Origin of the sequence: Lysobacter sp. S4-A87 (assembly GCF_022637455.1) — a bacterium.
Taxonomy (GTDB): domain Bacteria; phylum Pseudomonadota; class Gammaproteobacteria; order Xanthomonadales; family Xanthomonadaceae; genus Lysobacter_J.
The window spans coordinates 2,047,075-2,067,378 of record NZ_CP093341.1 but is presented as its reverse complement, the minus strand read 5'-3'; the positions used below and the strand labels follow the sequence as shown (position 1 = coordinate 2,067,378).

At 68.0% G+C, this 20,304-nt stretch carries 24 protein-coding genes; 11 read left to right on the top strand and 13 right to left on the bottom strand.

The window, feature by feature from the left end; genetic code table 11:
* Positions 1-33: 33 nt before the first annotated feature.
* The 3 genes from MNR01_RS09320 to MNR01_RS09310 all read right to left on the bottom strand — a co-directional run bounded on the left by MNR01_RS09320 (position 34) and on the right by MNR01_RS09310 (position 1,921).
* Positions 34-495 carry a hypothetical protein gene (locus tag MNR01_RS09320; protein WP_241917550.1) on the bottom strand — a complete coding sequence of 154 codons (462 nt, stop codon included), beginning with the start codon at positions 493-495 and terminating at the stop codon, positions 34-36.
* A gap of 188 nt (positions 496-683) precedes the next feature.
* On the bottom strand, positions 684-1,283 hold the full coding sequence (locus MNR01_RS09315; protein WP_241917549.1) for a hypothetical protein: 600 nt from the start codon (positions 1,281-1,283) through the stop codon (positions 684-686).
* A gap of 287 nt (positions 1,284-1,570) precedes the next feature.
* Positions 1,571-1,921 (bottom strand): RcnB family protein, encoded by a 351-nt coding sequence (locus MNR01_RS09310; RefSeq protein WP_241917548.1) that lies wholly within the window; start codon positions 1,919-1,921, stop codon positions 1,571-1,573.
* 338 nt (positions 1,922-2,259) lie between these two features.
* On the opposite strand from MNR01_RS09310, the gene MNR01_RS09305 reads away from it, so the two are divergent.
* A complete protein-coding gene (locus MNR01_RS09305; protein ID WP_241917547.1) occupies positions 2,260-3,588 on the top strand; it encodes an amidohydrolase family protein in 1,329 nt (442 codons plus the stop codon).
* A 65-nt stretch (positions 3,589-3,653) separates the two neighbouring features.
* On the opposite strand, the gene MNR01_RS09300 is transcribed toward MNR01_RS09305, so the two are convergent.
* A complete protein-coding gene (locus MNR01_RS09300) occupies positions 3,654-4,028 on the bottom strand; it encodes a YciI family protein (protein WP_241917546.1) in 375 nt (124 codons plus the stop codon).
* Positions 4,029-4,214: 186 nt separating this feature from the next.
* On the opposite strand from MNR01_RS09300, the gene MNR01_RS17460 reads away from it, so the two are divergent.
* From MNR01_RS17460 to MNR01_RS09290, 3 genes are read left to right on the top strand one after another with little or no spacing between them, the layout of a single operon-like run.
* Positions 4,215-4,349: a hypothetical protein gene (locus MNR01_RS17460; RefSeq protein WP_256451836.1), complete on the top strand. Its 135-nt coding sequence runs from the start codon at positions 4,215-4,217 to the stop codon at positions 4,347-4,349.
* Positions 4,350-4,378: 29 nt separating this feature from the next.
* Positions 4,379-5,374 carry an ABC transporter ATP-binding protein gene (locus MNR01_RS09295; protein ID WP_241917545.1) on the top strand — a complete coding sequence of 332 codons (996 nt, stop codon included), beginning with the start codon at positions 4,379-4,381 and terminating at the stop codon, positions 5,372-5,374.
* Entirely contained in the window at positions 5,371-6,132 is a 762-nt protein-coding gene (locus MNR01_RS09290) for an ABC transporter permease (protein WP_241917544.1), read from the top strand. The genes MNR01_RS09295 and MNR01_RS09290 overlap by 4 nt, the downstream gene beginning before the upstream one ends.
* Positions 6,133-6,168: 36 nt before the next feature.
* On the opposite strand, the gene MNR01_RS09285 is transcribed toward MNR01_RS09290, so the two are convergent.
* The 4 genes from MNR01_RS09285 to MNR01_RS09270 form a co-directional block, all read right to left on the bottom strand.
* A complete protein-coding gene (locus MNR01_RS09285; RefSeq protein ID WP_241917543.1) occupies positions 6,169-6,729 on the bottom strand; it encodes a DUF3016 domain-containing protein in 561 nt (186 codons plus the stop codon).
* A 106-nt stretch (positions 6,730-6,835) separates the two neighbouring features.
* Entirely contained in the window at positions 6,836-7,075 is a 240-nt protein-coding gene (locus MNR01_RS09280; protein WP_241917542.1) for a DUF3297 family protein, read from the bottom strand.
* A gap of 106 nt (positions 7,076-7,181) precedes the next feature.
* Positions 7,182-7,634, bottom strand: a complete 453-nt coding sequence (locus MNR01_RS09275) for a DUF4019 domain-containing protein (RefSeq protein ID WP_241917541.1) — start codon at positions 7,632-7,634, stop codon at positions 7,182-7,184.
* A 95-nt stretch (positions 7,635-7,729) separates the two neighbouring features.
* Entirely contained in the window at positions 7,730-8,014 is a 285-nt protein-coding gene (locus MNR01_RS09270; RefSeq protein ID WP_241917540.1) for a DUF4031 domain-containing protein, read from the bottom strand.
* Positions 8,015-8,296: 282 nt separating this feature from the next.
* On the opposite strand from MNR01_RS09270, the gene MNR01_RS09265 reads away from it, so the two are divergent.
* Positions 8,297-8,506, top strand: a complete 210-nt coding sequence (locus MNR01_RS09265; protein WP_158732419.1) for a cold-shock protein — start codon at positions 8,297-8,299, stop codon at positions 8,504-8,506.
* Positions 8,507-8,647: 141 nt separating this feature from the next.
* Here the strand turns inward: MNR01_RS09265 and MNR01_RS09260 are convergent, their stop codons facing one another.
* From MNR01_RS09260 to MNR01_RS09250, 3 genes are all read right to left on the bottom strand, one after another.
* Positions 8,648-9,058, bottom strand: a complete 411-nt coding sequence (locus MNR01_RS09260; RefSeq protein ID WP_241917539.1) for a DUF3037 domain-containing protein — start codon at positions 9,056-9,058, stop codon at positions 8,648-8,650.
* The gene (locus tag MNR01_RS09255) at positions 9,045-9,812 is read right to left on the bottom strand and encodes a HipA family kinase (protein WP_345779042.1); all 768 of its coding nucleotides are present in this window, start codon (positions 9,810-9,812) and stop codon (positions 9,045-9,047) included. The genes MNR01_RS09260 and MNR01_RS09255 overlap by 14 nt, the downstream gene beginning before the upstream one ends.
* Before the next feature lie 82 nt (positions 9,813-9,894).
* Positions 9,895-11,127 carry an MFS transporter gene (locus MNR01_RS09250; protein ID WP_241920577.1) on the bottom strand — a complete coding sequence of 411 codons (1,233 nt, stop codon included), beginning with the start codon at positions 11,125-11,127 and terminating at the stop codon, positions 9,895-9,897.
* A gap of 392 nt (positions 11,128-11,519) precedes the next feature.
* Between MNR01_RS09250 and MNR01_RS09245 the strand changes: the two genes are divergently transcribed.
* The gene (locus MNR01_RS09245; RefSeq protein ID WP_241917537.1) at positions 11,520-13,187 is read left to right on the top strand and encodes a M28 family metallopeptidase; all 1,668 of its coding nucleotides are present in this window, start codon (positions 11,520-11,522) and stop codon (positions 13,185-13,187) included.
* A 144-nt stretch (positions 13,188-13,331) separates the two neighbouring features.
* On the opposite strand, the gene MNR01_RS09240 is transcribed toward MNR01_RS09245, so the two are convergent.
* Positions 13,332-13,658 (bottom strand): DUF6249 domain-containing protein, encoded by a 327-nt coding sequence (locus MNR01_RS09240; protein ID WP_241917536.1) that lies wholly within the window; start codon positions 13,656-13,658, stop codon positions 13,332-13,334.
* A 167-nt stretch (positions 13,659-13,825) separates the two neighbouring features.
* On the opposite strand from MNR01_RS09240, the gene MNR01_RS09235 reads away from it, so the two are divergent.
* The 3 genes from MNR01_RS09235 (at position 13,826) to MNR01_RS09225 (ending at position 16,266) form a co-directional block, all read left to right on the top strand.
* Positions 13,826-14,395, top strand: a complete 570-nt coding sequence (locus MNR01_RS09235) for a sigma-70 family RNA polymerase sigma factor (RefSeq protein ID WP_241917535.1) — start codon at positions 13,826-13,828, stop codon at positions 14,393-14,395.
* Positions 14,392-14,883 (top strand): hypothetical protein, encoded by a 492-nt coding sequence (locus tag MNR01_RS09230; RefSeq protein WP_241917534.1) that lies wholly within the window; start codon positions 14,392-14,394, stop codon positions 14,881-14,883. The genes MNR01_RS09235 and MNR01_RS09230 overlap by 4 nt, the downstream gene beginning before the upstream one ends.
* A 105-nt stretch (positions 14,884-14,988) precedes the next feature.
* Positions 14,989-16,266: an aminopeptidase gene (locus tag MNR01_RS09225; protein WP_241917533.1), complete on the top strand. Its 1,278-nt coding sequence runs from the start codon at positions 14,989-14,991 to the stop codon at positions 16,264-16,266.
* 37 nt (positions 16,267-16,303) lie between these two features.
* Here the strand turns inward: MNR01_RS09225 and MNR01_RS09220 are convergent, their stop codons facing one another.
* Positions 16,304-17,119 carry an arylesterase gene (locus MNR01_RS09220; protein ID WP_241917532.1) on the bottom strand — a complete coding sequence of 272 codons (816 nt, stop codon included), beginning with the start codon at positions 17,117-17,119 and terminating at the stop codon, positions 16,304-16,306.
* Positions 17,120-17,150: 31 nt separating this feature from the next.
* On the opposite strand from MNR01_RS09220, the gene MNR01_RS09215 reads away from it, so the two are divergent.
* Together MNR01_RS09215 and MNR01_RS09210 are read left to right on the top strand one after the other, a co-directional pair.
* Positions 17,151-17,780 (top strand): ABC transporter ATP-binding protein, encoded by a 630-nt coding sequence (locus MNR01_RS09215; RefSeq protein WP_305852249.1) that lies wholly within the window; start codon positions 17,151-17,153, stop codon positions 17,778-17,780.
* Positions 17,777-20,275 (top strand): FtsX-like permease family protein, encoded by a 2,499-nt coding sequence (locus tag MNR01_RS09210; protein WP_241917530.1) that lies wholly within the window; start codon positions 17,777-17,779, stop codon positions 20,273-20,275. Before MNR01_RS09215 ends, MNR01_RS09210 begins: the two co-directional genes overlap by 4 nt.
* The last annotated feature ends 29 nt before the right edge of the window (positions 20,276-20,304 follow it).

The window sequence follows — 20,304 nt, the reverse complement described above, 5'->3', positions numbered from 1 at the left end:
TCTCCCCCAAAGAAGGAGAGGGGCCCTGCACGATCAGCGCTTGCCGCCGATGCGCTCGATGTTGAACGCGCCGACGTCCACGCCCAGGTTGATGCCCTCGCCGCCGCCGGCCAACGCCAGCGACACCGGGCCCTTGGTCAGTACCTGTGCTTCGCCGGACTTGACGATGCCGGCATTGGCGCTGGCCTGGGCGTAATGACCCAGCACGTCGTTGATGGTGTGCACGTCGGTGAAGCGGCCCTTGCCGTTGTCGATCTGCCACTTGCCTGCGGTCAGGCCGACTGCCTTGGCGCTGACGTGCACCGGCATCGACTGGCCGTTGTCGCAGGTCACGGTGCCGTTGCCGGACGTCTGCTTGTAGATGAACGACCAGCCGTCGAGCTTGTAGGAAAGCTTGCAGTCGATGTCGGCGGCGCGCGCCGGCACCGGCGCCAACATGCCGATGGCCATCGCGCAGGCGACGGCGGTCAGTGCTGCTACTGGCTTGATGCTCATGCAGTACCTCCGTGGGAATACCCGCTTCGAGTTTCCACTGCGCGACTGAACGCGAAGGAACCCGTGCCGGAAGCCTTCAGCTGCCGGTCGTGGAGGTGCTGGCCGCGTGAAGCAGCGCGTGCTGCGGACTGTGCTGGGGGCATGAAAAAGGGCGGCGCATGGCCGCCCTTCCTGCATCCGCGGGATGCTTACTTCGTCGGATTGATCGACACCGCGGCGGCTTCGGTGAAGGCAATGCGCAGCATGTCGCCGACCTTGAGGTTCTTCAGCCGTGCCTGGTGTTCGGGCTTCTTTACGTCCAGGGTGACCACGTTGCCGCGCGGACCCTTGACGGTGATGGTGTTGTTGACCGTGTCGATCGCCTCGATCGGGGCCAGCACCGTAACCACCTGTGATTCGCCGTAGCGCGGCTTGTCGCCGGTCTTGGCGACGTCCTGGTCTTCCTTGATGTAGGCCCCCGGCTCGGCGCTGCCGGCAGGCTGGATGTCGACGGTCACCGCGTTGATGTAGTCGATCTGGACGACGTCGCCGACGCGGATCTTGTCGAAATTGCGCACGGTCTCGTCGGCGTGCACCTGCGTTTGCTTGCCGGCTTCGTTCTCGATGGTGATCAGGCGCGAGGGCGTGTCGATGTCCACGATCTTGCCCGTGGCTTGCACGTTCATCGCCACCGTTTCCCGCGGGCCGGTGTCGGCCGGGGCATTGGTCGAGCAGGCCGTGGCCAGCGCAAGGGTCAGGCCCAGCGCCAGGACTGGGGGAAGGGCGCGCGACAGTGAGGATGTCTTCACTACGGTCTCCATTGATTGCTTGGAAGGTGCGATCCGCAGCCCGCACGCAGGCATGCGACCCGGAAGGACGCCGCCGGACAGCGGGGGTGGACGGCCGTGGCATGGCGGCGACCGGACGGGTCCGGTCGGCGATGTGCCGTGCAGCAGGGCGCCCCGATTCAGTCTGCGCAAGGGCAAGTGAAGGCCGGGTTCATGCCCGCACACCGGCAAACAAAAAGCCCCGCCAAAGCGGGGCTCCAAGCAGTCCTGCGTAGCCCGGGCAAGCAAAGCGCACCCGGGGCGGGACCTCAATGATGCAGCAGCACGTCGGCGATGATGCCCGTGGCCACAGCGATCAGCACGTACTTGCCGTCGTCGCTGCGCACCCAGCGGTGGCCGCGCGGCGGCTCGTGCAGGTGGTAGCGCGGGTAGTCGTCGACATAGACCCGGCGCTCGACGTAGACCACGCCACGGCGATATTCCTGCTTGTGGTGGCCCTTGTGCTTGCCAGGATGATGGTCGTGGTCGTCGTAGCGATCGCGGTCGTGATCGTCATGGTGGTGATGGTCGTCGCCGCGCTTGTTCTTGCCGTTGGCAAAAGCCGCAGCTGGCGCCAGGAACACGAAACCGATCAGTAGTACGCAGAGCAGGCGCTTCATGGATTCCCCTGTGGATTGCAGTGCAGTTGGCATGTGCGCTGCGATCCTACGTCGCCGCCGGCAAAGGCAAGGGTCGCCCTTTGCAAACCATGACGGCCGTCTCTGTTCGCGGATGACGCCCTTCATTCAGCCTTTAGGTAAGCGATTTCAGCGGCCGAAAAAAGCCGGGGCGGCGCGCGGGCCCAGTCCGCGCGTCGCCCCGCTGTCTCCCTGACGAGGAGGCGGCCAGTGTCGGCGCCGGCGGTCGCACCAGGCGAGACGGCTGACCTACACTCGGGCCGGGACGCATCACCACCATCCGCATCGTCAACATCCGCATCGTCGCCAAGGGGAATCGAATGAAGCTGCACGTCGCCGCTGCCCTGACGGGCTTGTCGCTGGCCCTGTCCGCCGCACTGATCGCCCACGCCCAGGCGCCCGCGGGCACCGCGGCACCTGCCGCGCAACCGGTGGTCCTCAGGGCCGCGCACCTGTTCGACGGCCGCAGCGGGCGGATGACGTCACCGGGCCTGGTGGTGGTGCAGGGCGACCGCATCGTCGGTATCGGCCCCTCGGCGCCGCTGCCCGCCAATGCGCGCGTGATCGATCTGGGCGAAGCAACCCTGCTGCCGGGCTTCATCGACGCCCACACCCACATTGCCTCCGACCATGACGACAACTGGGCGCAGGGTTTCTACGAGAACATGCTGCGCTTCCCGGTGGAGCAGTCGTTCCACGCCGCGCGCAACGCCAAGCTGACGCTCGAAGCGGGCTTCACCACGGTGCGCGAGGTGGGTGCCCCGGACTTTGTCGACGTGGCCCTGCGCAATGCCATCAACGGTGGCCTGGCCGAAGGTCCGCGCATGCTCGTGGCCGGCCACGCGATCGGCTCGACCGGCGGCCATTGCGACGCGTCACCCTTTCCGCCGGAGCGGGTCAAGCCGGCCGGCACCCTGGAAGGCGTCTGCAATGGCGCCGAGCAATGCCGCCTGGCCGTGCGCGAGCAGATGAAGTTCGGCGCGGACCTGATCAAGATCTGCGCCTCCGGCGGCGTGCTGTCCGAGGCCGACCCGGTCGACGTGCCGCAGCTGACCCCGGACGAGCTGGCAGCCATCATCGGCGAGGCCCACACCTGGGGCCGCAAGGTGGCCGCGCACAGCCACGGCGACCTGGCCGCGCGGCAGGCGGTCGAGGCCGGCGTCGATTCGATCGAGCACGGCAGCTTCCTGACCGCTTCGACCCTGCAGCTGATGAAGCAGAAGGGCACCTACCTGGTGCCCACGCGCATGACCCAGGTGTGGGTGGTCGACAAGGCCAGCTCGTATCCGCCGAAGATCGGTGCCAAGGCGCGCGCGGCCGGCGAGGCGCATACGAAGATGTTCAAGGAAGCCTTGAGGATCGGCGTGCCGATCGCGCTGGGCACCGATGCCGCGGTCTACCCGCACGGCATGAACGCCCAGGAATTCGGCGACATGGTCGACCTGGGCATGAGCCCGGCGACCGCGCTGCTGACCAGCAGCCAGGGCTCGGCCAAGCTGCTCGGCGTCGACGGCGAGACCGGCACGCTGGAAGTCGGCAAGTTTGCCGACGTGGTGGCCGTGTCCGGCAATGTGCTCGAGAACATCCGCGCGACCGAGCGGCCAGTGCTGGTGATGAAGCAGGGCAAGGTGTTTCGCGGCGGGGAGTAAAGCTTCCCCTCGCGCTGGCGTCCATGGCGCCCGACCCTCCCCCGCGAAGGGGGAGGGAGCTGGTGTCATGCGCCTACGCGTTCGCGGACCGCGTCCATGTCGCGCACCGGCCGCACTTCGATCGAGCCGACGCGGATCCACGGGAACGAGTGGGCGATCTGCAGCGCTTCCTCGATGTTGGCCGCCTCGATCAGGTTGAAGCCGGCGAACACTTCCTTGGCCTCGGCAAACGGGCCGTCGAAAATGGTGGTGCTGCCGTTGCGCGCGCGCAGCGACTTGGCGGTGACCGGAGCCTCCAGCTGCTGTGCATCGAGCAGGGTGCCGCAGGCGCGCAGTTCGTCGGCCTTCTGCAGGCAGCCCCGCATCATGCGGTCGAACTCGCCCTCGGGCAGTGCATCCATCAGCTTGGGGTCGGTGTACACCATCAACAAAAACTTCACTGGGGCCTCCTGGCAGGGTGCTGGATCGTTGGAACCGCCATTGTGGCCGATCGCGGCACGGGCTCATGTGCCAAAGGCGACAGACGCGCGATTCGCCCGCTCACGGGATGATTCTTCCCCGGATCAGCGACTTATCGCGGACACCGTCGCTGCCTACTCTGTCCGTACCCCCGATGGAGCGCCCCCATGTCGACGTCCGCCCACGCCCGTCCCGCATTCGCCTCGTTCCTGTCCCCGATCGTTTCGCGCCTCCTCCACCTGCTCGGCCTGATCCGCGCGCTGGCAACCCCGTCCGTGCGCAGCTTCGGAGCGATGGGCTGAACCGGGCCGATCGCACCACCGCGGCCGGCATGGCCGGCAGCGCCCTCGGGTACGATGCGGCGCTGCCATCCGTGCAAGAGGATCCACGCGTGCCGGTCATCGATGTCCGCAATCTCACCAAGACCTACGCGTCGGGTTACCAGGCGCTCAAGGGCATCGACCTGCAGATCCGCCGCGGCGAGATCTTCGCCCTGCTCGGTCCCAACGGCGCCGGCAAGACCACGCTGATCAGCATCATCTGCGGCATCGTCAACGCCAGCTCCGGCACGGTGCTGGCCGACGGCCACGACATCGTGCGCGACTACCGCGCCGCGCGCAGCAAGATCGGCCTGGTGCCGCAGGAGCTGTCCACCGACGCGTTCGAAAGCGTCTGGGCGACGGTGAAGTTCAGCCGCGGCCTGTTCGGCAAGGCCCCCGACCCGGCCTACCTGGAGCGCGTGCTGCGCGACCTGTCGCTGTGGGACAAGAAGGACAGCAAGATCATGGCGCTGTCGGGCGGCATGAAGCGGCGCGTGCTGATCGCCAAGGCGCTGGCGCACGAGCCGCAGATCCTGTTCCTCGACGAACCCACCGCCGGTGTCGACGTCGAGCTGCGCCACGAAATGTGGCAGATGGTGCGGCGCCTGCGCGAGAACGGCACCACCGTCATCCTGACCACGCATTACATCGAGGAGGCCGAGGACATGGCCGACCGCATCGGCGTGATCAACCACGGCGAGCTGATCCTGGTCGAGGACAAGGACACGCTGATGCGCAAGCTCGGCAAGAAGCAGCTGACGCTGCAGCTGCAGTCGCCGCTGGAGACGATCCCGGAGGGGCTGTCGGGCTATCCGCTGGAGTTGTCCGGCGACGGCTCCACCCTGGTCTACACCTTCGACGTGCAGGCGCAGGAGACCGGCATCGCCGCGCTGCTGCGCCGCCTGCACGACCACGGCATCGATTTCCGCGACCTGCATTCTAGCGAGAGCTCGCTGGAGGAGATCTTCGTCAGCCTGGTCCGCCAGGGCCGGGAGGTGCGGGCATGAACTTCCACGCGATCCGCGCCATCTACCGCTTCGAGATGGCCCGCACCTTCCGCACGCTGATGGAGAGCATCGTCTCGCCGGTGCTGTCGACCTCGCTGTACTTCGTCGTGTTCGGCGCGGCGATTGGCGCGCGCATGGGCGAAGTCGGCGGGGTCAGCTACGGCGCCTTCATCATCCCGGGCCTGATCATGCTGTCCCTGCTCAGCGAGAGCATCTCCAATGCGTCCTTCGGCATCTACATGCCCAAGTGGGCCGGCACCATCTACGAGCTGCTGTCGGCGCCGGTGTCGGCGTTCGAGATCGTGATCGGCTACGTCGGCGCGGCGGCGACCAAGTCGCTGATGCTGGGCACGCTGATACTGGTCACGGCGCGCTTCTTCGTGCCTTACGAGATCGCGCATCCGTTCTGGATGCTGTGCTTCCTGGTGCTGACCGCGGTGACCTTCAGCCTGTTCGGTTTCATCATCGGCCTGTGGGCGGACAGCTTCCAGCGCCTGCAGATCGTGCCGCTGATGATCATCACCCCGCTGACCTTCCTCGGCGGCGCGTTCTATTCCATCAACATGCTGCCGCCGCTGTGGCAGAAGATCGCGCTGTTCAACCCGGTCGTGTACCTGATCAGCGGTTTCCGCTGGAGCTTCTACGGCATCTCCGACGTCAACGTCGGCGTCAGCGCGGCGGCGATCCTGGGTTTCCTGGTGCTGTGCCTGGCGATCGTGTGGTGGATCTTCCGCACCGGCTGGAAGTTGAAGAACTAGGCAGCTGGAGAACCAGGCAGCCGACGACCTGACTGGTCAGGTCTGCGGCGAACCGATCTCGCGCTGCAGCCAGCTGTCGATCATGCTTTTCTCGTAGCGCAGGATGTCGTTGTTCGACACCGGGCTCGCGCCGATCATGAAGCCGGTATCGCTGAGCTTGCGCTCGCCTTCGCCCAGGACCGCTCCGTTGGCATCGGTGTGGCGGAAGGTGAGGGTCATGCGCGGCGGATAGATGTCGCGGATGATGCGCGTGTCGTCGAGGTCCGGGCCGTGCCAGGGCTCATAGGAACCGGCGCGGCGGATGTCGACGATGTCCACGTCCAGGCGCTGGCCCGGCGGCAGGCGCTTCTCGGCGCTCTTGCGCATGTGCTCGGCGAGCTGCTCGACCCAGTTGCCGCGCACGGCTTCCCAGCGATTGCGGCTGTAGCGGATGTCGGTGAACTTGGCCGGGTCTTCCCAGCGCACGTTCACCGGGCCCTCCATGGGCAGGGCGCGTGGCGCATCGGGATCGGTGACGTTGCGTGTGCGCGCATCGGCGGGCAGGCCGGCGCTGACGATCGCCAGCGCGAGGGCAATGAGGGCGGGCCGCAGGTTCATGGCAGGCTCCGGAGAGGTACCGGACTTGGTACACACCGATTGTCTGCCTGCCTCCGCGCCACCGCCATGGGCGACGCGGCGGCCGTACAGCGGCGGTTTCTGAAAGTCAGGTCAGGAACCAGGCTTCGATGGTGCCCTGCATCTTCATCGTCATCGGATTGCCGTGGCGATCGAGCGCCTTGCCGACCGGAAGGCGGACCCAGCCTTCGCTGATGCAGTACTCCTCGACATTGGTGCGCTCGACGCCGTTGACGCGGATGCCGATGCCGCGCTCGAGCATCGCTTCGTTGTAGTGGGGGCTGCGCGGGTTGTTGGAGAGGCGGTCGGGCGGGGCGGTGTCGGTCATGGTCGTCGTGGTCCGTGGTGGCTGCTGCCGCGACGGCGTGGACCGCGCGGGGCCATAAGGATACTTGGCCCCGGACCGTGTCCGGCTTCAATTCACCGGCTTGAACTCACTTGAGGACGTAGCCGGCCAGCCGCCAGGTGCCGTCCTCGTCCTGGCGGAACGAGATCAGCTCGTGGCCGACGCGATTGCCCGCGAACTGGGTGTCGAACTCGACATTGGCGTAGGTGCCGGCCGGAAGCTGCTCGGTGCCGGGTGTCGAGTGCCGGCTCACCACGGTCCAGCGCCGTGCCGTGGTCGCCCCCAGCGGCTTGCGCTGGGCGGCGATGGAGTCGGTGAACTTCTTGCGGTCGACACTGCGCTTTGCCACGGCCGAGGAGCCGTCCCAGACTTCGCCGGCGCGGCCGGCATCGATCAGCCGCGCCGCCTGCATCGCCGCCGTGGCCAGGCTGTTGGGGTCGATGTCGCGCGCTGCCGCGGCCTGCTGCTGGGCCACGGCCGGGGCGAAGGCGGCAGACAGGGCCAGCAGGAGCGCGGCGGTCATCTTCCGGGAGGGGTTCATCGGCGGGTCTCCAGGCGGGGCAGGCCAGGCGGGGGCAAGGGTCGGCTGAGTATGCGCAGCCGATGCCGAGGCGCCGTGAAGCACGCGGGAGGCGATCAGGGGTGTTCGCCGCGCCCCTGCAGCTTGGCCACGTGGATGACGGCGCGGACCCGTTCGCGGTCGGTGTGGCGAGAAATCGGCACCGCTCCGAGGGCGATGGCGCGCTCGCGCAGCTCGGCGGGGACGTCGTAATGGGCTCCGGAGGTCTTGTCCTGGAAGGCCCGGCGCGGGATCCCGAGCTGGCCGGCCATGGCGTGCAGTTCGTCCAGCGTGTCGGCCATCAGGTGCGCCCAGCGCTGGCCGCGCCAGAGATGAACGGCGTCGTCGACATACACGGTCATGGCGGGCTGGGGCCTGTCATCGGGGGCTCCCGGAGGTCGTGGAGGAGGGCTGGAGGGCGTCTGGAGGGGTCAAACGGACGCTCTCTGAACAGAATTGCATCCTCGCCATTGCTTTGCGAGGCAATAGCGACTAACGTTTCTCGCGCTGAGTTAGCCAAGGGTCACCGTGAATGTGGCCCGATGTAGATCATGTTTCACTCCATCGTTGCACCTCGTTTTCTCCTTGCAACCAGCCTCACGCCGCGAAAGCGGTAATTCACCATGTTCCAAGGAGTTAACAAAATGTCGAACCGTGAAACCGGTACCGTCAAGTGGTTCAACGATGCCAAGGGCTTCGGCTTCATCAGCCGCGAGAACGGCGAGGACGTGTTCGTCCACTTCCGTTCGATCCAGGGCTCGGGCTTCAAGTCCCTGCAGGAAGGCCAGAAGGTCACCTTCACCGTCGTCCAGGGCCAGAAGGGCCTTCAGGCCGACGCCGTGCAGGCGGTCTGAGTCTGACATCGTCGCGGCGCTAACGCGCTGACGAAGGAAAAACCCGGCTTCGGCCGGGTTTTTTTTTGCCCATTTGTCGGGGCGTCTGAGTGTTTGGGCTTGCCGCTGCGACCTTGCATGCGGCCCAGGCCATGCGCGACCTCAGGCCCGGGTAACCCGCACCATCTTCGCCATCAGATGGTCGATCGCCGAGCCGACCGCGGGGCAGCGGCCCATGTGCACCGGCGAGGTCTGGATGATCGAGCTGCGCTTGGCGGTCAGCCAGTGGAAGCGCGCGCGCTGCGGCAGCTGGCCGATCGGGCCGCTGCCGGGGCCGCCGGCGCAGATCACTTCGATCGCCGCCAGGTGGCGACGCACGGTTTCCAGGTCGACCTGCGGATCGACTGCGAGCAGCCGCGCTTCGTCCAGCTCGATCCGTGCTTCCAGGAACTTCGCGCCGGCGCACGACAGGATGATGCCGACGTTGACGAACTCCTCGCGCTCCACGCGCGGGACGACGCGGATCACCGCGTAGTCGTAGGTGTCGTGGCGTTGCGGGTCAGGCGCGTGCATTGACGGCCTCCTCGACGAAACGCTGGCGCTGCGCCAGCCGTTGCATGAAGTGTTCGACGTAGGCGGCACGGTGTTCGGCCGGGTCGGCGGGCGTGTCGGCGCCGACCAGCCAGGCATCGGGCACGATCGCCATGATCGCGGCGAAGTCCTCGCGCGCCAGCTTCGGCGCCAGTCGCGCATCGGCGCCGGCGATGTCGTCGGCGCGCGCCAGCAGGACGTGCTCGCGGATCATCGGGAATGCGCTGCCGGCGTGGCTCGGCGAGCCGTCCCAGCCGTGATGGAAGTACAGCGCCGCGCCGTGATCGATCAGCCACGGTTTGCGGTGCCAGATCAGCAGGTTGGGATTGCGGAAGCTGCGGTCGACGTTGCTGACGAACGCGTCGAACCAGACCACGTCCGAGGCCAGTGCGCCATCGACCTGCTCGGCGACCGGGTCGAAGTTGATCGAGCCGGGCAGGTAGTCGAGCGCCAGGTTGAGCCCGGCGCTGTCGCGGATCAGCTGCTGGATCTCGGGGTCGGGCTCGGTGCGCGCCAGCTCCGGGTCGAGATCGACGAACACCAGTTCCGGCATCGGCAGGCCCAGCGAGCGGGCGATCTCGCCGGCGACGAGTTCGGCCACCAGCGCCTTGGGGCCCTGCCCGGCGCCGCGGAACTTCAGGACATACAGGCCGTCGTCATCGCCCTCGATGACGGCAGGCAGCGATCCGCCTTCGCGCAGCGGAGTGACGTAGCGGGCGGCAGTGATCGAACGCAGGGACATGGGCGCAGCCGATGAAAAGCTGCGACAGGTTACCCGCAAGCCTGTAGCCCGGGTAAGCGCAGCGCACCCGGGGTGATCACCAGGTGTCTTCGAGCATGCGCGGCCGGCAGGCGAGCCAGCCACCGGCCAGCAACACCGCCAGGCAGACCAGCAGGAAGGCGAACGGCCAGGCCCAGCCATGCGTCATCTCGTGCAGCAGGCCGAACAGCAACGGCCCCAGGCAGCTGAGGCTGTAGCCCACGCCCTGCATGAAGCCCGACAGCTTGGCCGAGCCGACCTGCGAACGCGTGCGCAGGTTGATCAGCGTCAGCGACAGCGGGAACGTGCTCGGCCCCAGGCCCAGCAGCGCGACCCACAGCAACGGCGCCGACATCGGTGCCAGCAACAGGCCGGCAAACGCGGCGATGTAGGCGACGGCGCATGCGATCACGATCGGATAGGGATTGCTCACCCGCACCGCCACGGCCGGCAGCACCAGCGCGCTGATCAGCCCGAGCGTGGAAAACAGCGCGACCATGCTGCCGCCCAGGGCAGGGCTCCCGCCGGCTTCGACCAGCAGCTTCGGCAACCAGGTGAACATCGAATAGGTGATCAGCGAGGTCATGCCGAACATCAGCGCCAGGCCCCACGCCACCGGCGAGCGCGACACCCGGCCCGGTGCGACAGGCTCGGCCAGCTCCGGCGCTTCGTCGCCGACCTTCACCGCGCAATCGTGCGCGTGCGCCAATGACTGCGCCTGGCGCGAATGACCGAAGCGTTCCATCCACAGCACCGCGATCCACGGCAGCGCCGCCGCCGCCGCGATCAGCGACCAGCCGCCGAGCGAGGCGCGCCAGCCGACGCTCTGCGCCAGCGGCACGGCCAGCAATGCCGGCAGGATCGTGCCCAACTGCAGCACCGTGATGTAGAAGGTGCTGACCGTGCCGACGCGATCGGCGAAATACCGCTTCACCAGCGGCGGCAGCACCACGTTGCCCATGCCCATGCCCGACAGCGCCACGGCCGAGGTCAGCAGCAGCATCCCGGTATCGCCGACGAAGGCGCGTGCGAACAGGCCCACCGTTGCCAGCACCATCGCCATCAGCGCGGTGCGCTCCAGGCCGAGGCGGTGGGCGATGCCGGGCGTTGCCACGCCGAACACCGCGAACGCCGCGGTCGGCACCATGCCGAGCACACCGGTCATGGTCGATCCGAAACCCAGCGTCTGCCCGAGGCTGTCGAGCAGTGGCGTCAGCGAGGTCACCGCCGTGCGCAGGTTGAACGCCGACAGCACGATGCCGGCGAGCACCAGCGTGCGGTCGCGCCACAGCGGGCGCGCGATCGGCAATACGGCGGAGGAAGCTGTCACGTGGAATACCGGTTCGTGCCTGCGACGACAGGCGGGGGAGCAAAGCGAGGTCCGCAGGGCGAAAGGTCAGCCGTGGGAAAGAAAACTGTGCGAGCCGAAAGTGTGCGCGCCGCATGCAGGCGAAACCAGCCGCGATCGGGCAACGCTGGGTTCCATGGTAATCGCGACCTGGCGGCGACACCGACGCAGCGAAGCATCCCGACACATCCGGCAACGTTGCACCCGTGAAGCTCGCGTCTACGTTCAGCTCCGCCCCGTGCCGGAGGGGCGGCCCGGCGCCCGGGCCGTTGGTCATGCTGGCCCTGGCCGCCCGCCCTGCCTAAGATCGGCGGACTCCAACTGGTAGAGCGTCCATGAAGTTTCCTGCCGTTTCCCTGCTGGCGCTGTCGATCGCGCTGGCAGTCCAGCCAGCCTCGGCGGCCAAGCCGACCGCCCCGACCTTCGATCCCAAGCGCCTGTCCAACGACGTGAAGGTGCTGTCCTCCGACGCGTTCGAAGGCCGCGGCCCCGCCACCGAGGGCGAGGTCAAGACCGTCGATTATGTGATTGCGCAGATGAAGGCCGCCGGCCTCAAGCCCGGTGGCGACCTCAAGGACGGCCAGCGCGAGTGGACCCAGGCCGTGCCGCTGGCACGCGCCGAGATCAAGGGCACGCCGCAGGTGTCGGTGAAGGTCGCAGGCAAGTCGCAGGCGCTGACCCAGGGCGAGCAGATCGCCGTGCGCGCCGCGCAGAACGGCACCACCGCCATCGACATCGCCAACGCACCACTGGTGTTCGTCGGCTACGGCGTCAAGGCGCCGGAGCGCAACTGGGACGACTTCAGGGGCGTCGACCTCAAGGGCAAGATCGCCGTCGTCCTGATCAACGATCCGGACTTCGAGAGCGGCCAGGGTGACTTCGGCGGCAAGGCCATGACCTACTACGGCCGCTGGACCTACAAGTACGAGGAAGCCGCGCGCCAGGGTGCCCTCGGACTGCTGATCGTCCATGAGACCGCGCCGGCCTCCTACGGCTGGGCGACGGTGAAGAACTCCAACACCAACACCATGTTCGACGTCGTCCGCGACGACCCGGCCTCGGTCCATCCGACCATGGAAGGCTGGATCCAGCGCGACTTCGCCGCTGCGCTGTTCAAGGGCGCCGGCCAGGACTTCGACGCGCTGAAGAAGCAGGCCGCCACGCGCGACTTCAAGCCGGTCGAGCTCAAGGGCGCGACGCTGTCGGCCAAGTACGACGTCAACCGCGAAGTCATCACCTCGCACAACATCGTCGGCCGCATCGACGGTGCCAAGCGTCCGGACGAGACGGTGATCTACAGCGGCCACTGGGACCACCTCGGCGTCGGCCAGCCCGATGCCAAGGGCGACACCATCTACAACGGCGCCGTCGACAACGCCACCGGCATCGCAGCGATGCTCGAACTGGCGCGCGGCTTCGCCAAGGCCCCGGCACCGGATCGCTCGATCGTGTTCCTGGCCGTGACCGCCGAAGAGAAGGGCCTGCTCGGTTCGGAGTACTACGCCTCCAAGCCGCTGTACCCGCTGGGCAAGACCGTGGCCGTGATCAACATGGACGCACTCGACCCGCACGGCCTGGCGCGCAACTTCACCACCTCCGGCAGCGCCAAGCAGGAGCTGCTCGACCAGCTGGTGACCACGGCCCAGCAGTGGAACCTGAGCTACGTGACTGATCCGAAGCCGGAAGCCGGCCACTTCTTCCGCTCCGATCACTTCCCGTTTGCCAAGCGCGGCGTACCGGCGATCTCGTTCGGTTCCGGCAACGACCTGGTCCACGGCGGCCTGGCAGCGGGCAAGAAGATCGAAGACGAATACGTCGCCGACCGCTACCACCAGCCGGCCGACCAGTGGGAAGCGAGCTGGACCTTCGCCGGCATGGCGCGCGACCTGCAGCTGCTGTACACGGTCGGCCACGACCTGGCCGATTCGGACCGCTGGCCGAACTGGGATTCCGCATCGGAGTTCCGCGCGGCGCGTGACGCGACCGCGGGCGACCGCAAGTAACACCTTGCTCCCTCTCCCGCAGGGCGGGAGAGGGCCGGGGTGAGGGCATGGGTGAGGTGAGCAAAGGGCGAAGCGATGCTTCGCCTTTTGCTTTTCAGCGATCAGGCAGCCACGTCCCGCACTGCGCGGTCACGCTGCCGCCGATCAACCCAGCTTGCGCGCTGCCGCGTACGACAGCAGGTTGCCCAGGCCGGTCATGCCCAGCAGCACGGCGACCACGCCGGGGGTGATCTCGCGCCAGCCGAAGGCTTCGATCAGGGCGAAGCCCAGGCCCAGAGCGACGAACAGGATGCCCCAGCGCAGCGAGGTGTGGCGGCGCTGCTGCGCTTCGGCCTGGACCATCGTGCGGATCAGCTCTTCCGAGCCGTTGCCGGCGATGAGTTTGGCGCGGGTGCGGGCATCGACCACGACCTTGATGGCGTAGGTGACGCAGATGAACAGGGTGATCGGGATCAGCAGCTCGAAATTCATGGCGGCTCTCTTGGCTCGGTGGTCGGGACGTGGTTGACCAGGAAAGGCTCCGGGTTCAGGCCATCAGATACGGCCAGGCCGGGACCGGTTGCACCTGCCCGGGCGCAAATCGATTGCAACCATCCCGGCCCTGCGCGTATCCACATAGCCATGACGGGTGGATTGCTGTGACACCGGACGACCGCAAGCTGGTCGAGGACGTGCTGGGCAACGTGCCCGGCGCGTTCGAACGGCTCGTGCGCGAGTACCAGGGCCTGTGCTGGCACATCATCCAGCGCATGGTCCGCCAGCCCGAGGACACCCGCGAGCTGTGCCAGGAAGCCTTCCTGCGCGTGCACCAGTGCCTGCACCAGTACCGCGGCGAGAGCGCGCTGAAGTCGTGGATCGGCCAGGTCGCCTATTCGGTGGCCAAGCGGCACCTGGAGAAGCGCCGGATCGCCATTGCCGACAGCGGCGATGACGACGACGGCCTCTCGCTGCTGGATCAGGTCAGCGACGGTTTCGACCTCGAGGGCGCCTGCGCCGACGCCGAGATCGCCGCCGGCCTGCACGAGGAAATCGAGGCGCTGCCGCCCTTGCAGCGAACCCTGCTGACGCTGTATCACCTGGATGAAGTGCCCATCGTCGAGATCGCCCGGATCACCGGTCTCGCCGAAGGCACGATCAAGAGCCATCTGTTCCGGAGCCGGGCGCGCCTGCGCGAACGCCTGCAGGCCCGGATGGGAGCCATCGCATGAACACCCCCGACGACCGCAAGCCCCTGGGCAACCACCGCCTCCCCGCCGAGTCCCAGCGCCTGGAGCGCGAGTGGCAGGCACAGGAGCGCGCCATGGAACAGGAGCGACGCGGCGTTCCGCTCGATCCCGCCGATCCGCGAATTGGCGAGTACCGGCTGATTGCCCGCGCGCTGCGGGCCCCGGCGATGGAGCCGGTGCCGTACGACCTGGCCGCCCAGATCGTGCGTCGGGTCGAGGCTGCGCAGACCCTCGGCGAGCGGGTCGAAGGCTGGCTGCTGCGGATCCTGATCGCGGTGCTGGCCATGGCCGCGGTCGGTGCGGTGGCGATCTACGGCGCCGGCTGGGCGTCGGCCTTCGCCGCCCTGTGGCCGCAACCGTCGCCGCAGGCGGCCGGGTGGGGCGGCCTGCTGCTGGTCTGCCTGGGCCTGTCGCTGGCATGGCAATGGGGCGGACGCATGCTGCACCACGACCAAGGACACCCTGCCTGACGGCCGTTGCCGACGGACGGTTGCCGACGTACGGTGACCGTTGACCCCGGCGGTTGGCGTTGGCTTTCCCAGCCCGGCCTCCACCCGGGGCATGCGAGGCCCGCCATGAACCGTTCCCTCGTCACGGCCGCGCTCGCGGTCGCCGTCTGCACCGCGCTCGCCGCCTGCCAGAAACAGTCCGGCAACGAGGCCGCCAATGCGCCGGCCGCTGCAGCGGGTACCGCTACCGCGCCTGCCGCCGCCACGGCGACGGCCGTGCCCAGGCCTTCGGCCACCGAGCTCGAGCAACTTGCCGAACGCCTGGTGACGCAATCTGCCGCGGTCAAGGAAGGCGAGGTCGTGCTGGTGAGCGGTCGCCCGCAGGACGCCGAACTGATCGAGAACATCGCCGTGCAGGTGCGCAAGCTCGGCGCCTTCCCGCTGGTGACCTATGGCAGCGACCGCATGTCGCGACGGATGTTCTTCGACGTGTCGGACAAGTACGACTCGCAGACCGACAAGCTCGGCCTGGAGCTGGCCGACATCGCCGACGTCGCGATCGGCCTCAACAACGGCACCAGTGAAAACCTGTTCGAAGGCGCCGACCCCAAGCGCATGGCCGCGCGCGGCAAGGCCGACGAGGCGGTCAGCCAGGCCTTCCTCAACGAAGGCGTGCGGATCGTGGAAGTCGGCAACAACCTGTATCCGACACCGTGGCGCGCCGAACGCTACGGCATGACCGAGGCGCAATTGGCCGATGCGTTCTGGAAGGGACTCAACATCGACTATGCGCAGCTGCAGACCCGGGGCGAGCAGATCAAGGCGGCGATCTCGGCGGGCAACGAGCTCCACATCACCAACCCCAACGGCACCGACCTGAAGCTGCAGGTGAAGGATCGCCGCGTGCTGGTCAGCGACGGCATCATTTCGCCTGACGACCAGAAGGCGGGCGGCCCCTCGCTGGCGGCGTTCCTGCCGGCCGGCGAGGTGTACACCACGCCGGTACCCGGTTCGGCCCAGGGCAAGGTGGTGCACACGCGCACCTACTTCCGCGGCAAGCCCATCGACAACCTGACCCTGACCATCGACGGCGGCAAGATCACGTCGATGACCGGCGACGGCCCGGGCTATGGCGACTTCAAGGCCGAATACGACGCGGTCGAAGACCCACGCAAGGACCAGTTCGCCTTCGTCGACTTCGGCATCAATCCGAATGTCACGCTGCCTGCCAGCAGCACGGTCGGCACCTGGGTGCCTGCAGGCGCAGTCACCGTGGGCACCGGCAGCAACACCTGGGCCGGCGGCGACAACTCGGTGCCCTATGGCGTCATCGCGTTCCTGCCCGGCAGCACGGTCACGCTGGATGGCAAGGCCATCATCGAGAAGGGCGTGCTGAAGCTCTGAACACAACCCCGGCGGGCGCCGGGATGAGCAAACCCCTCTACTTCAACAACGGTCCCAGCTGCGTCCACACGTGGTCACGCAGCTTCGGCTGCGCGCTCGCCACCGGATGCAGGTTGTCGGCCTGGAATGCATTGCGGTCCAGTGCGATCGGTTCCAGCAGGAACGGCAGCAGCGCGACGCTGTACTGCCTGGCCAGCGCACTGTAGTTGTCAGCGAAGCCCTGCGTGTATTCGCGGCCGAGGTTGGGCGGCATGCGCATGCCGATCAGCAGCACCTTCGCGCCTGCGTCCTTCGATGCGCGAACCATGCGTTCCAGGTTCGCGCGCGACTGCGCCAGTGGCAGGCCGCGCAAACCATCATTGGCGCCCAGCTCGATCACCACCACTGCCGGCTTCGTGCGCTTGATCTCGCCGGCAATGCGCGCCGCCCCGCCGGCCGTGGTCTCGCCGCTGATGCTGGCATTGACGACGCGCCAGCGCGGCCGGTCCTTTGCGATCCGGTCGGCCGTCAGCGCCACCCAGCCCTGCGATGCGGCCAGGCCATAGCCGGCCGAGAGTGAATCGCCCATTACCAGCACCGTGCGCGACGGCTCCGCCGGCGTCGCGCGCGCCGTGGACTGTGCCAATGCTGGCGTCGCAAGGGCCAGCGCCAGCGCCAGGGCGGCACCCCATCCGATGGCACATTGAACGCGCCGATACGATGCCGCATATCCTTGTTTCATCGCAGCGAATGTCTTGGTGAACATCGTGACCCGGGCTCCGGCTGAAAAAGTGATTTCCCCTTCAAGCATAGAGACGATCATGGCCGATTCACGTGAACTGCGCGCCACTCCACCGGCCACGGCTTCGGCCACGCTTCAGGTCGAAGGCCTGGGCAAGCGCGTGATGCTGTCCTCGGGCGAGCTGGTCATCCTCGACGATGTCGGCTTCGAGATCGGCCGCGGCGACACGGTGGCGATAGTGGGAGCGTCCGGTTCCGGCAAGAGCACGCTCCTGTCGCTGCTGGCCGGCCTCGACACGCCGAGCAGCGGACGCGTGAGCCTCGACGGCGAAGTGCTTTCCACGCTCGACGAGGACGGTCGCGCCCGCGTGCGCGGCGAGAAGGTCGGCTTCGTCTTCCAGAACTTCCAGCTGCTGCCCTCGCTCACCGCCATCGAGAACGTGATGCTGCCGCTGGAATTGCGCGGTGATCGCGAGGTCGAATCGGCCGCGCGCACGATCCTGGAAAAGGTCGGCCTGGCGCAGCGCCTGGGCCACTACCCGCGCCAGCTCTCCGGCGGTGAGCAGCAGCGCGTTGCACTGGCGCGCGCGTTCGTCACCCGGCCGGCATTGCTGTTCGCCGATGAGCCCACCGGCAACCTCGACACCCATACCGGGCAGGCCATCATCGAGTTGCTGTTCGAACTCAATGCCGACGCCGGCACGACGCTGGTGCTGGTCACCCACGACGAGCACCTGGCCTCGCGCTGCAGCCGCATGCTGCGCCTGGACAGCGGCCGGCTGGTGGCGTCATGAGGCAGATTGGACTGGCCTGGCGGCAACTGCGGCGTGACCTCGCCGCCGGCGACGTCCGCATCCTGATCGCGGCGCTGGTGCTGGCGGTGCTGGCCGTGACCGCGGTCGGTTTCGTCACCGACCGCGCCGAACGCGCGCTGGCGATCGAAGCCAACCGGCTGCTGGGCGGCGACGCCGTGGTGCGCGCGGACACGCCGATCACCGGCGTGGTGCGCGAGGCGGCCGACGACCCGCAACTGCAGCGCACGCAGACGCAGGAGCTGCAGACCATGATCCGCGTCGGCGAGCGCCTGCAGCTGGGTGACCTGCGCGGTCTCGGCGAAGGATTCCCGCTGCGTGGCAGCTTCCGCATCGCCGACGCCAGTGGCGTCGAGCGCGATGCCGGTGCGGTGCCTGCCAAGGGCACCGTCTGGATGAGTCGCGCCGGTGCCGACACGCTCGGTGCCCGGCTCGGCGACGACATCGCCATCGGTGATACCCGCTTCAAGCTGGCCGCACTGGTGATGCAGGAACCGGACGCGGCACTGGACTATTTCAACGTCGCACCCAAGGTGTTCCTCAACCTGGGCGATGTGCCGTCGACCGGTCTGGTGCAGGAAGGCAGCCGCATCCGCTACCGCCTCGTCGTCGCCGGACCCGCGGCTGCAGTCGAGCGCTTCGTTGCGCGTGCGCGCCCGGCGCTCGGCCGTGGCCAGCGCCTGGAAACCATTGCCGATGCGCGTCCGGAGATCCGCTCCGCGCTCGATCGCGCCGGCCGGTTCCTGGGCCTGGCCGCGCTGGTATCGGTGGTGCTGGCGGCGGTCGCGGTGGCGATGGCGGCGCGCCGGCACAGCGAGCGTCATCTGTCCGGCACGGCGGTGATGCGCTGCCTCGGCGCGAGCCAGCGCACGCTGGTCGCCATCCAAGTCGGCGAGCTGGTGATGCTGGGCCTGATCGCCAGCACGGTGGGTGTCCTGCTCGCCTTCGGCCTGCAATGGCTGATCGGCGGCTGGCTGGAGCAGGCGCTGAAACTGTCGATTCCGCCGGCGGGCCTGCTGCCGGCATTGCAAGGGTATGGCGTCGGCCTGATCGTGCTGCTCGCTTTCGGCGCACCGCCCGTACTGGCGCTGCGGCGCGTGCCGGCACTGCGCGTGCTGCGGCGCGACCTCGACCCGACCGAGCCGAGCGCGTGGCTGGTGACCGTCGCCGGCTTCGCCGGACTGGCCGCATTGCTGTGGTGGAAGGCCGGCTCGGCTGCGCTCGGACTGTCGATGCTGCTCGGCATCGCGGCGACGCTGGTCGTGCTCGCGCTGCTGGCGTGGCTGCTGATCCTGGTCGTCCGCCGCGTCCGCTCGCGCCTGCGTGGAAGCCTGCGCTACGGCCTGGCCAACGTCAGCCGGCGTGCCGGCGCCAGCATCGCCCAGGTGTCGGCGCTGGGCCTGGGCCTGATGGCACTGCTGCTGCTGACCTTCGTGCGCACCGACCTGCTCGATCGCTGGCAGCTGTCGCTGTCGGCCGATGCGCCAAATCGTTTCATCATCAACGTGCAGGACGACCAGGTCGCCGATGTACGCGCCTTCATCGCCAGGCAGGGCATCGCCGAACCCGTGCTGTACCCGATGATCCGCGGCCGCCTGGTCTCGCACAACGGCAAGGCGGTCACCGGCGCCGATTACGAGGCGCAGGGCGAGCGCGCGCAGCGACTGGCCGAACGCGAGTTCAACCTGTCGGTCAGCGATCAGCTGCGCGAGGACAACCGGATCACGTCCGGCACCTTCTGGGGCAAGCGCAGGCCCGCCAATCCGGAAGTGTCGGTCGAGGAAGACTTCGCCGAGCGACTGGGCTGGAAGATCGGCGACCGCATCGCGTTCGACATCGCCGGACAACCGTTCGAGGCGAAGATCACCAGCCTGCGCAGCGTCGACTGGGAAAGCTTCCGCCCCAACTTCTTCGTGGTTGCCTCACCGGGGTCGCTCGATGGTTTCCCGGCCAGCCACATCACTGCCGTGAGCGTGCCACCGGCACGCACGCGTTTCACCGCGGACCTGGTCGAGCGTTTCCCGAACCTGTCGGTGATCGACATCGATGCCGTGCTCAAGCAGGTGCGCAGCACTGCCGACCAGGTGTCGACCGTGGTCGAGGTGGTGTTCGTGTTCTCGCTGGCGGCGGGCCTGCTGGTGCTGATGGCCGCGGTCAGTGCCAGCCAGGACGAACGCTTGCTGGAGGGTGGCGTGATGCGCGCCATCGGCGGCAGCCGTCGCCAGCTGCGCCTGGCACAGGCGTCGGAGTTCGCCGCGATCGGGCTGCTGTCGGGCCTGACCGCCGCCATCGCCGCATCGGTGCTCGCCGGCGTGATCGCCACGCGCGTGTTCGACCTGCCGTGGAAGACCGACTGGCGCCTGGCCGCGGCCGGCGCCGCCATCGGCGTGCTGGCGGCCTTGCTGGCGGGCATGTTCGCCACGCGGCGCGTGCTCGACGCGCCACCGTCGGTGACGCTGCGGGAGTTGCAGGATTGAAGCGCGGCTGCTCCCGCTGAGGCGGGAGC

Coding starts and splice junctions, on each gene's coding strand:
- MNR01_RS09320 (WP_241917550.1), bottom strand. CDS start 495: ATGAGCATCAAGCCAGTAGCAGCACTGACCGCCGTCGCCTGCGCGATG.
- MNR01_RS09310 (WP_241917548.1), bottom strand. CDS start 1,921: ATGAAGCGCCTGCTCTGCGTACTACTGATCGGTTTCGTGTTCCTGGCG.
- MNR01_RS09305 (WP_241917547.1), top strand. CDS start 2,260: ATGAAGCTGCACGTCGCCGCTGCCCTGACGGGCTTGTCGCTGGCCCTG.
- MNR01_RS17460 (WP_256451836.1), top strand. CDS start 4,215: ATGTCGACGTCCGCCCACGCCCGTCCCGCATTCGCCTCGTTCCTGTCC.
- MNR01_RS09295 (WP_241917545.1), top strand. CDS start 4,379: ATGGCCGGCAGCGCCCTCGGGTACGATGCGGCGCTGCCATCCGTGCAA.
- MNR01_RS09290 (WP_241917544.1), top strand. CDS start 5,371: ATGAACTTCCACGCGATCCGCGCCATCTACCGCTTCGAGATGGCCCGC.
- MNR01_RS09285 (WP_241917543.1), bottom strand. CDS start 6,729: ATGAACCTGCGGCCCGCCCTCATTGCCCTCGCGCTGGCGATCGTCAGC.
- MNR01_RS09280 (WP_241917542.1), bottom strand. CDS start 7,075: ATGACCGACACCGCCCCGCCCGACCGCCTCTCCAACAACCCGCGCAGC.
- MNR01_RS09275 (WP_241917541.1), bottom strand. CDS start 7,634: ATGAACCCCTCCCGGAAGATGACCGCCGCGCTCCTGCTGGCCCTGTCT.
- MNR01_RS09270 (WP_241917540.1), bottom strand. CDS start 8,014: ATGACCGTGTATGTCGACGACGCCGTTCATCTCTGGCGCGGCCAGCGC.
- MNR01_RS09265 (WP_158732419.1), top strand. CDS start 8,297: ATGTCGAACCGTGAAACCGGTACCGTCAAGTGGTTCAACGATGCCAAG.
- MNR01_RS09260 (WP_241917539.1), bottom strand. CDS start 9,058: ATGCACGCGCCTGACCCGCAACGCCACGACACCTACGACTACGCGGTG.
- MNR01_RS09245 (WP_241917537.1), top strand. CDS start 11,520: ATGAAGTTTCCTGCCGTTTCCCTGCTGGCGCTGTCGATCGCGCTGGCA.
- MNR01_RS09240 (WP_241917536.1), bottom strand. CDS start 13,658: ATGAATTTCGAGCTGCTGATCCCGATCACCCTGTTCATCTGCGTCACC.
- MNR01_RS09230 (WP_241917534.1), top strand. CDS start 14,392: ATGAACACCCCCGACGACCGCAAGCCCCTGGGCAACCACCGCCTCCCC.
- MNR01_RS09225 (WP_241917533.1), top strand. CDS start 14,989: ATGAACCGTTCCCTCGTCACGGCCGCGCTCGCGGTCGCCGTCTGCACC.
- MNR01_RS09215 (WP_305852249.1), top strand. CDS start 17,151: ATGCTGTCCTCGGGCGAGCTGGTCATCCTCGACGATGTCGGCTTCGAG.
- MNR01_RS09210 (WP_241917530.1), top strand. CDS start 17,777: ATGAGGCAGATTGGACTGGCCTGGCGGCAACTGCGGCGTGACCTCGCC.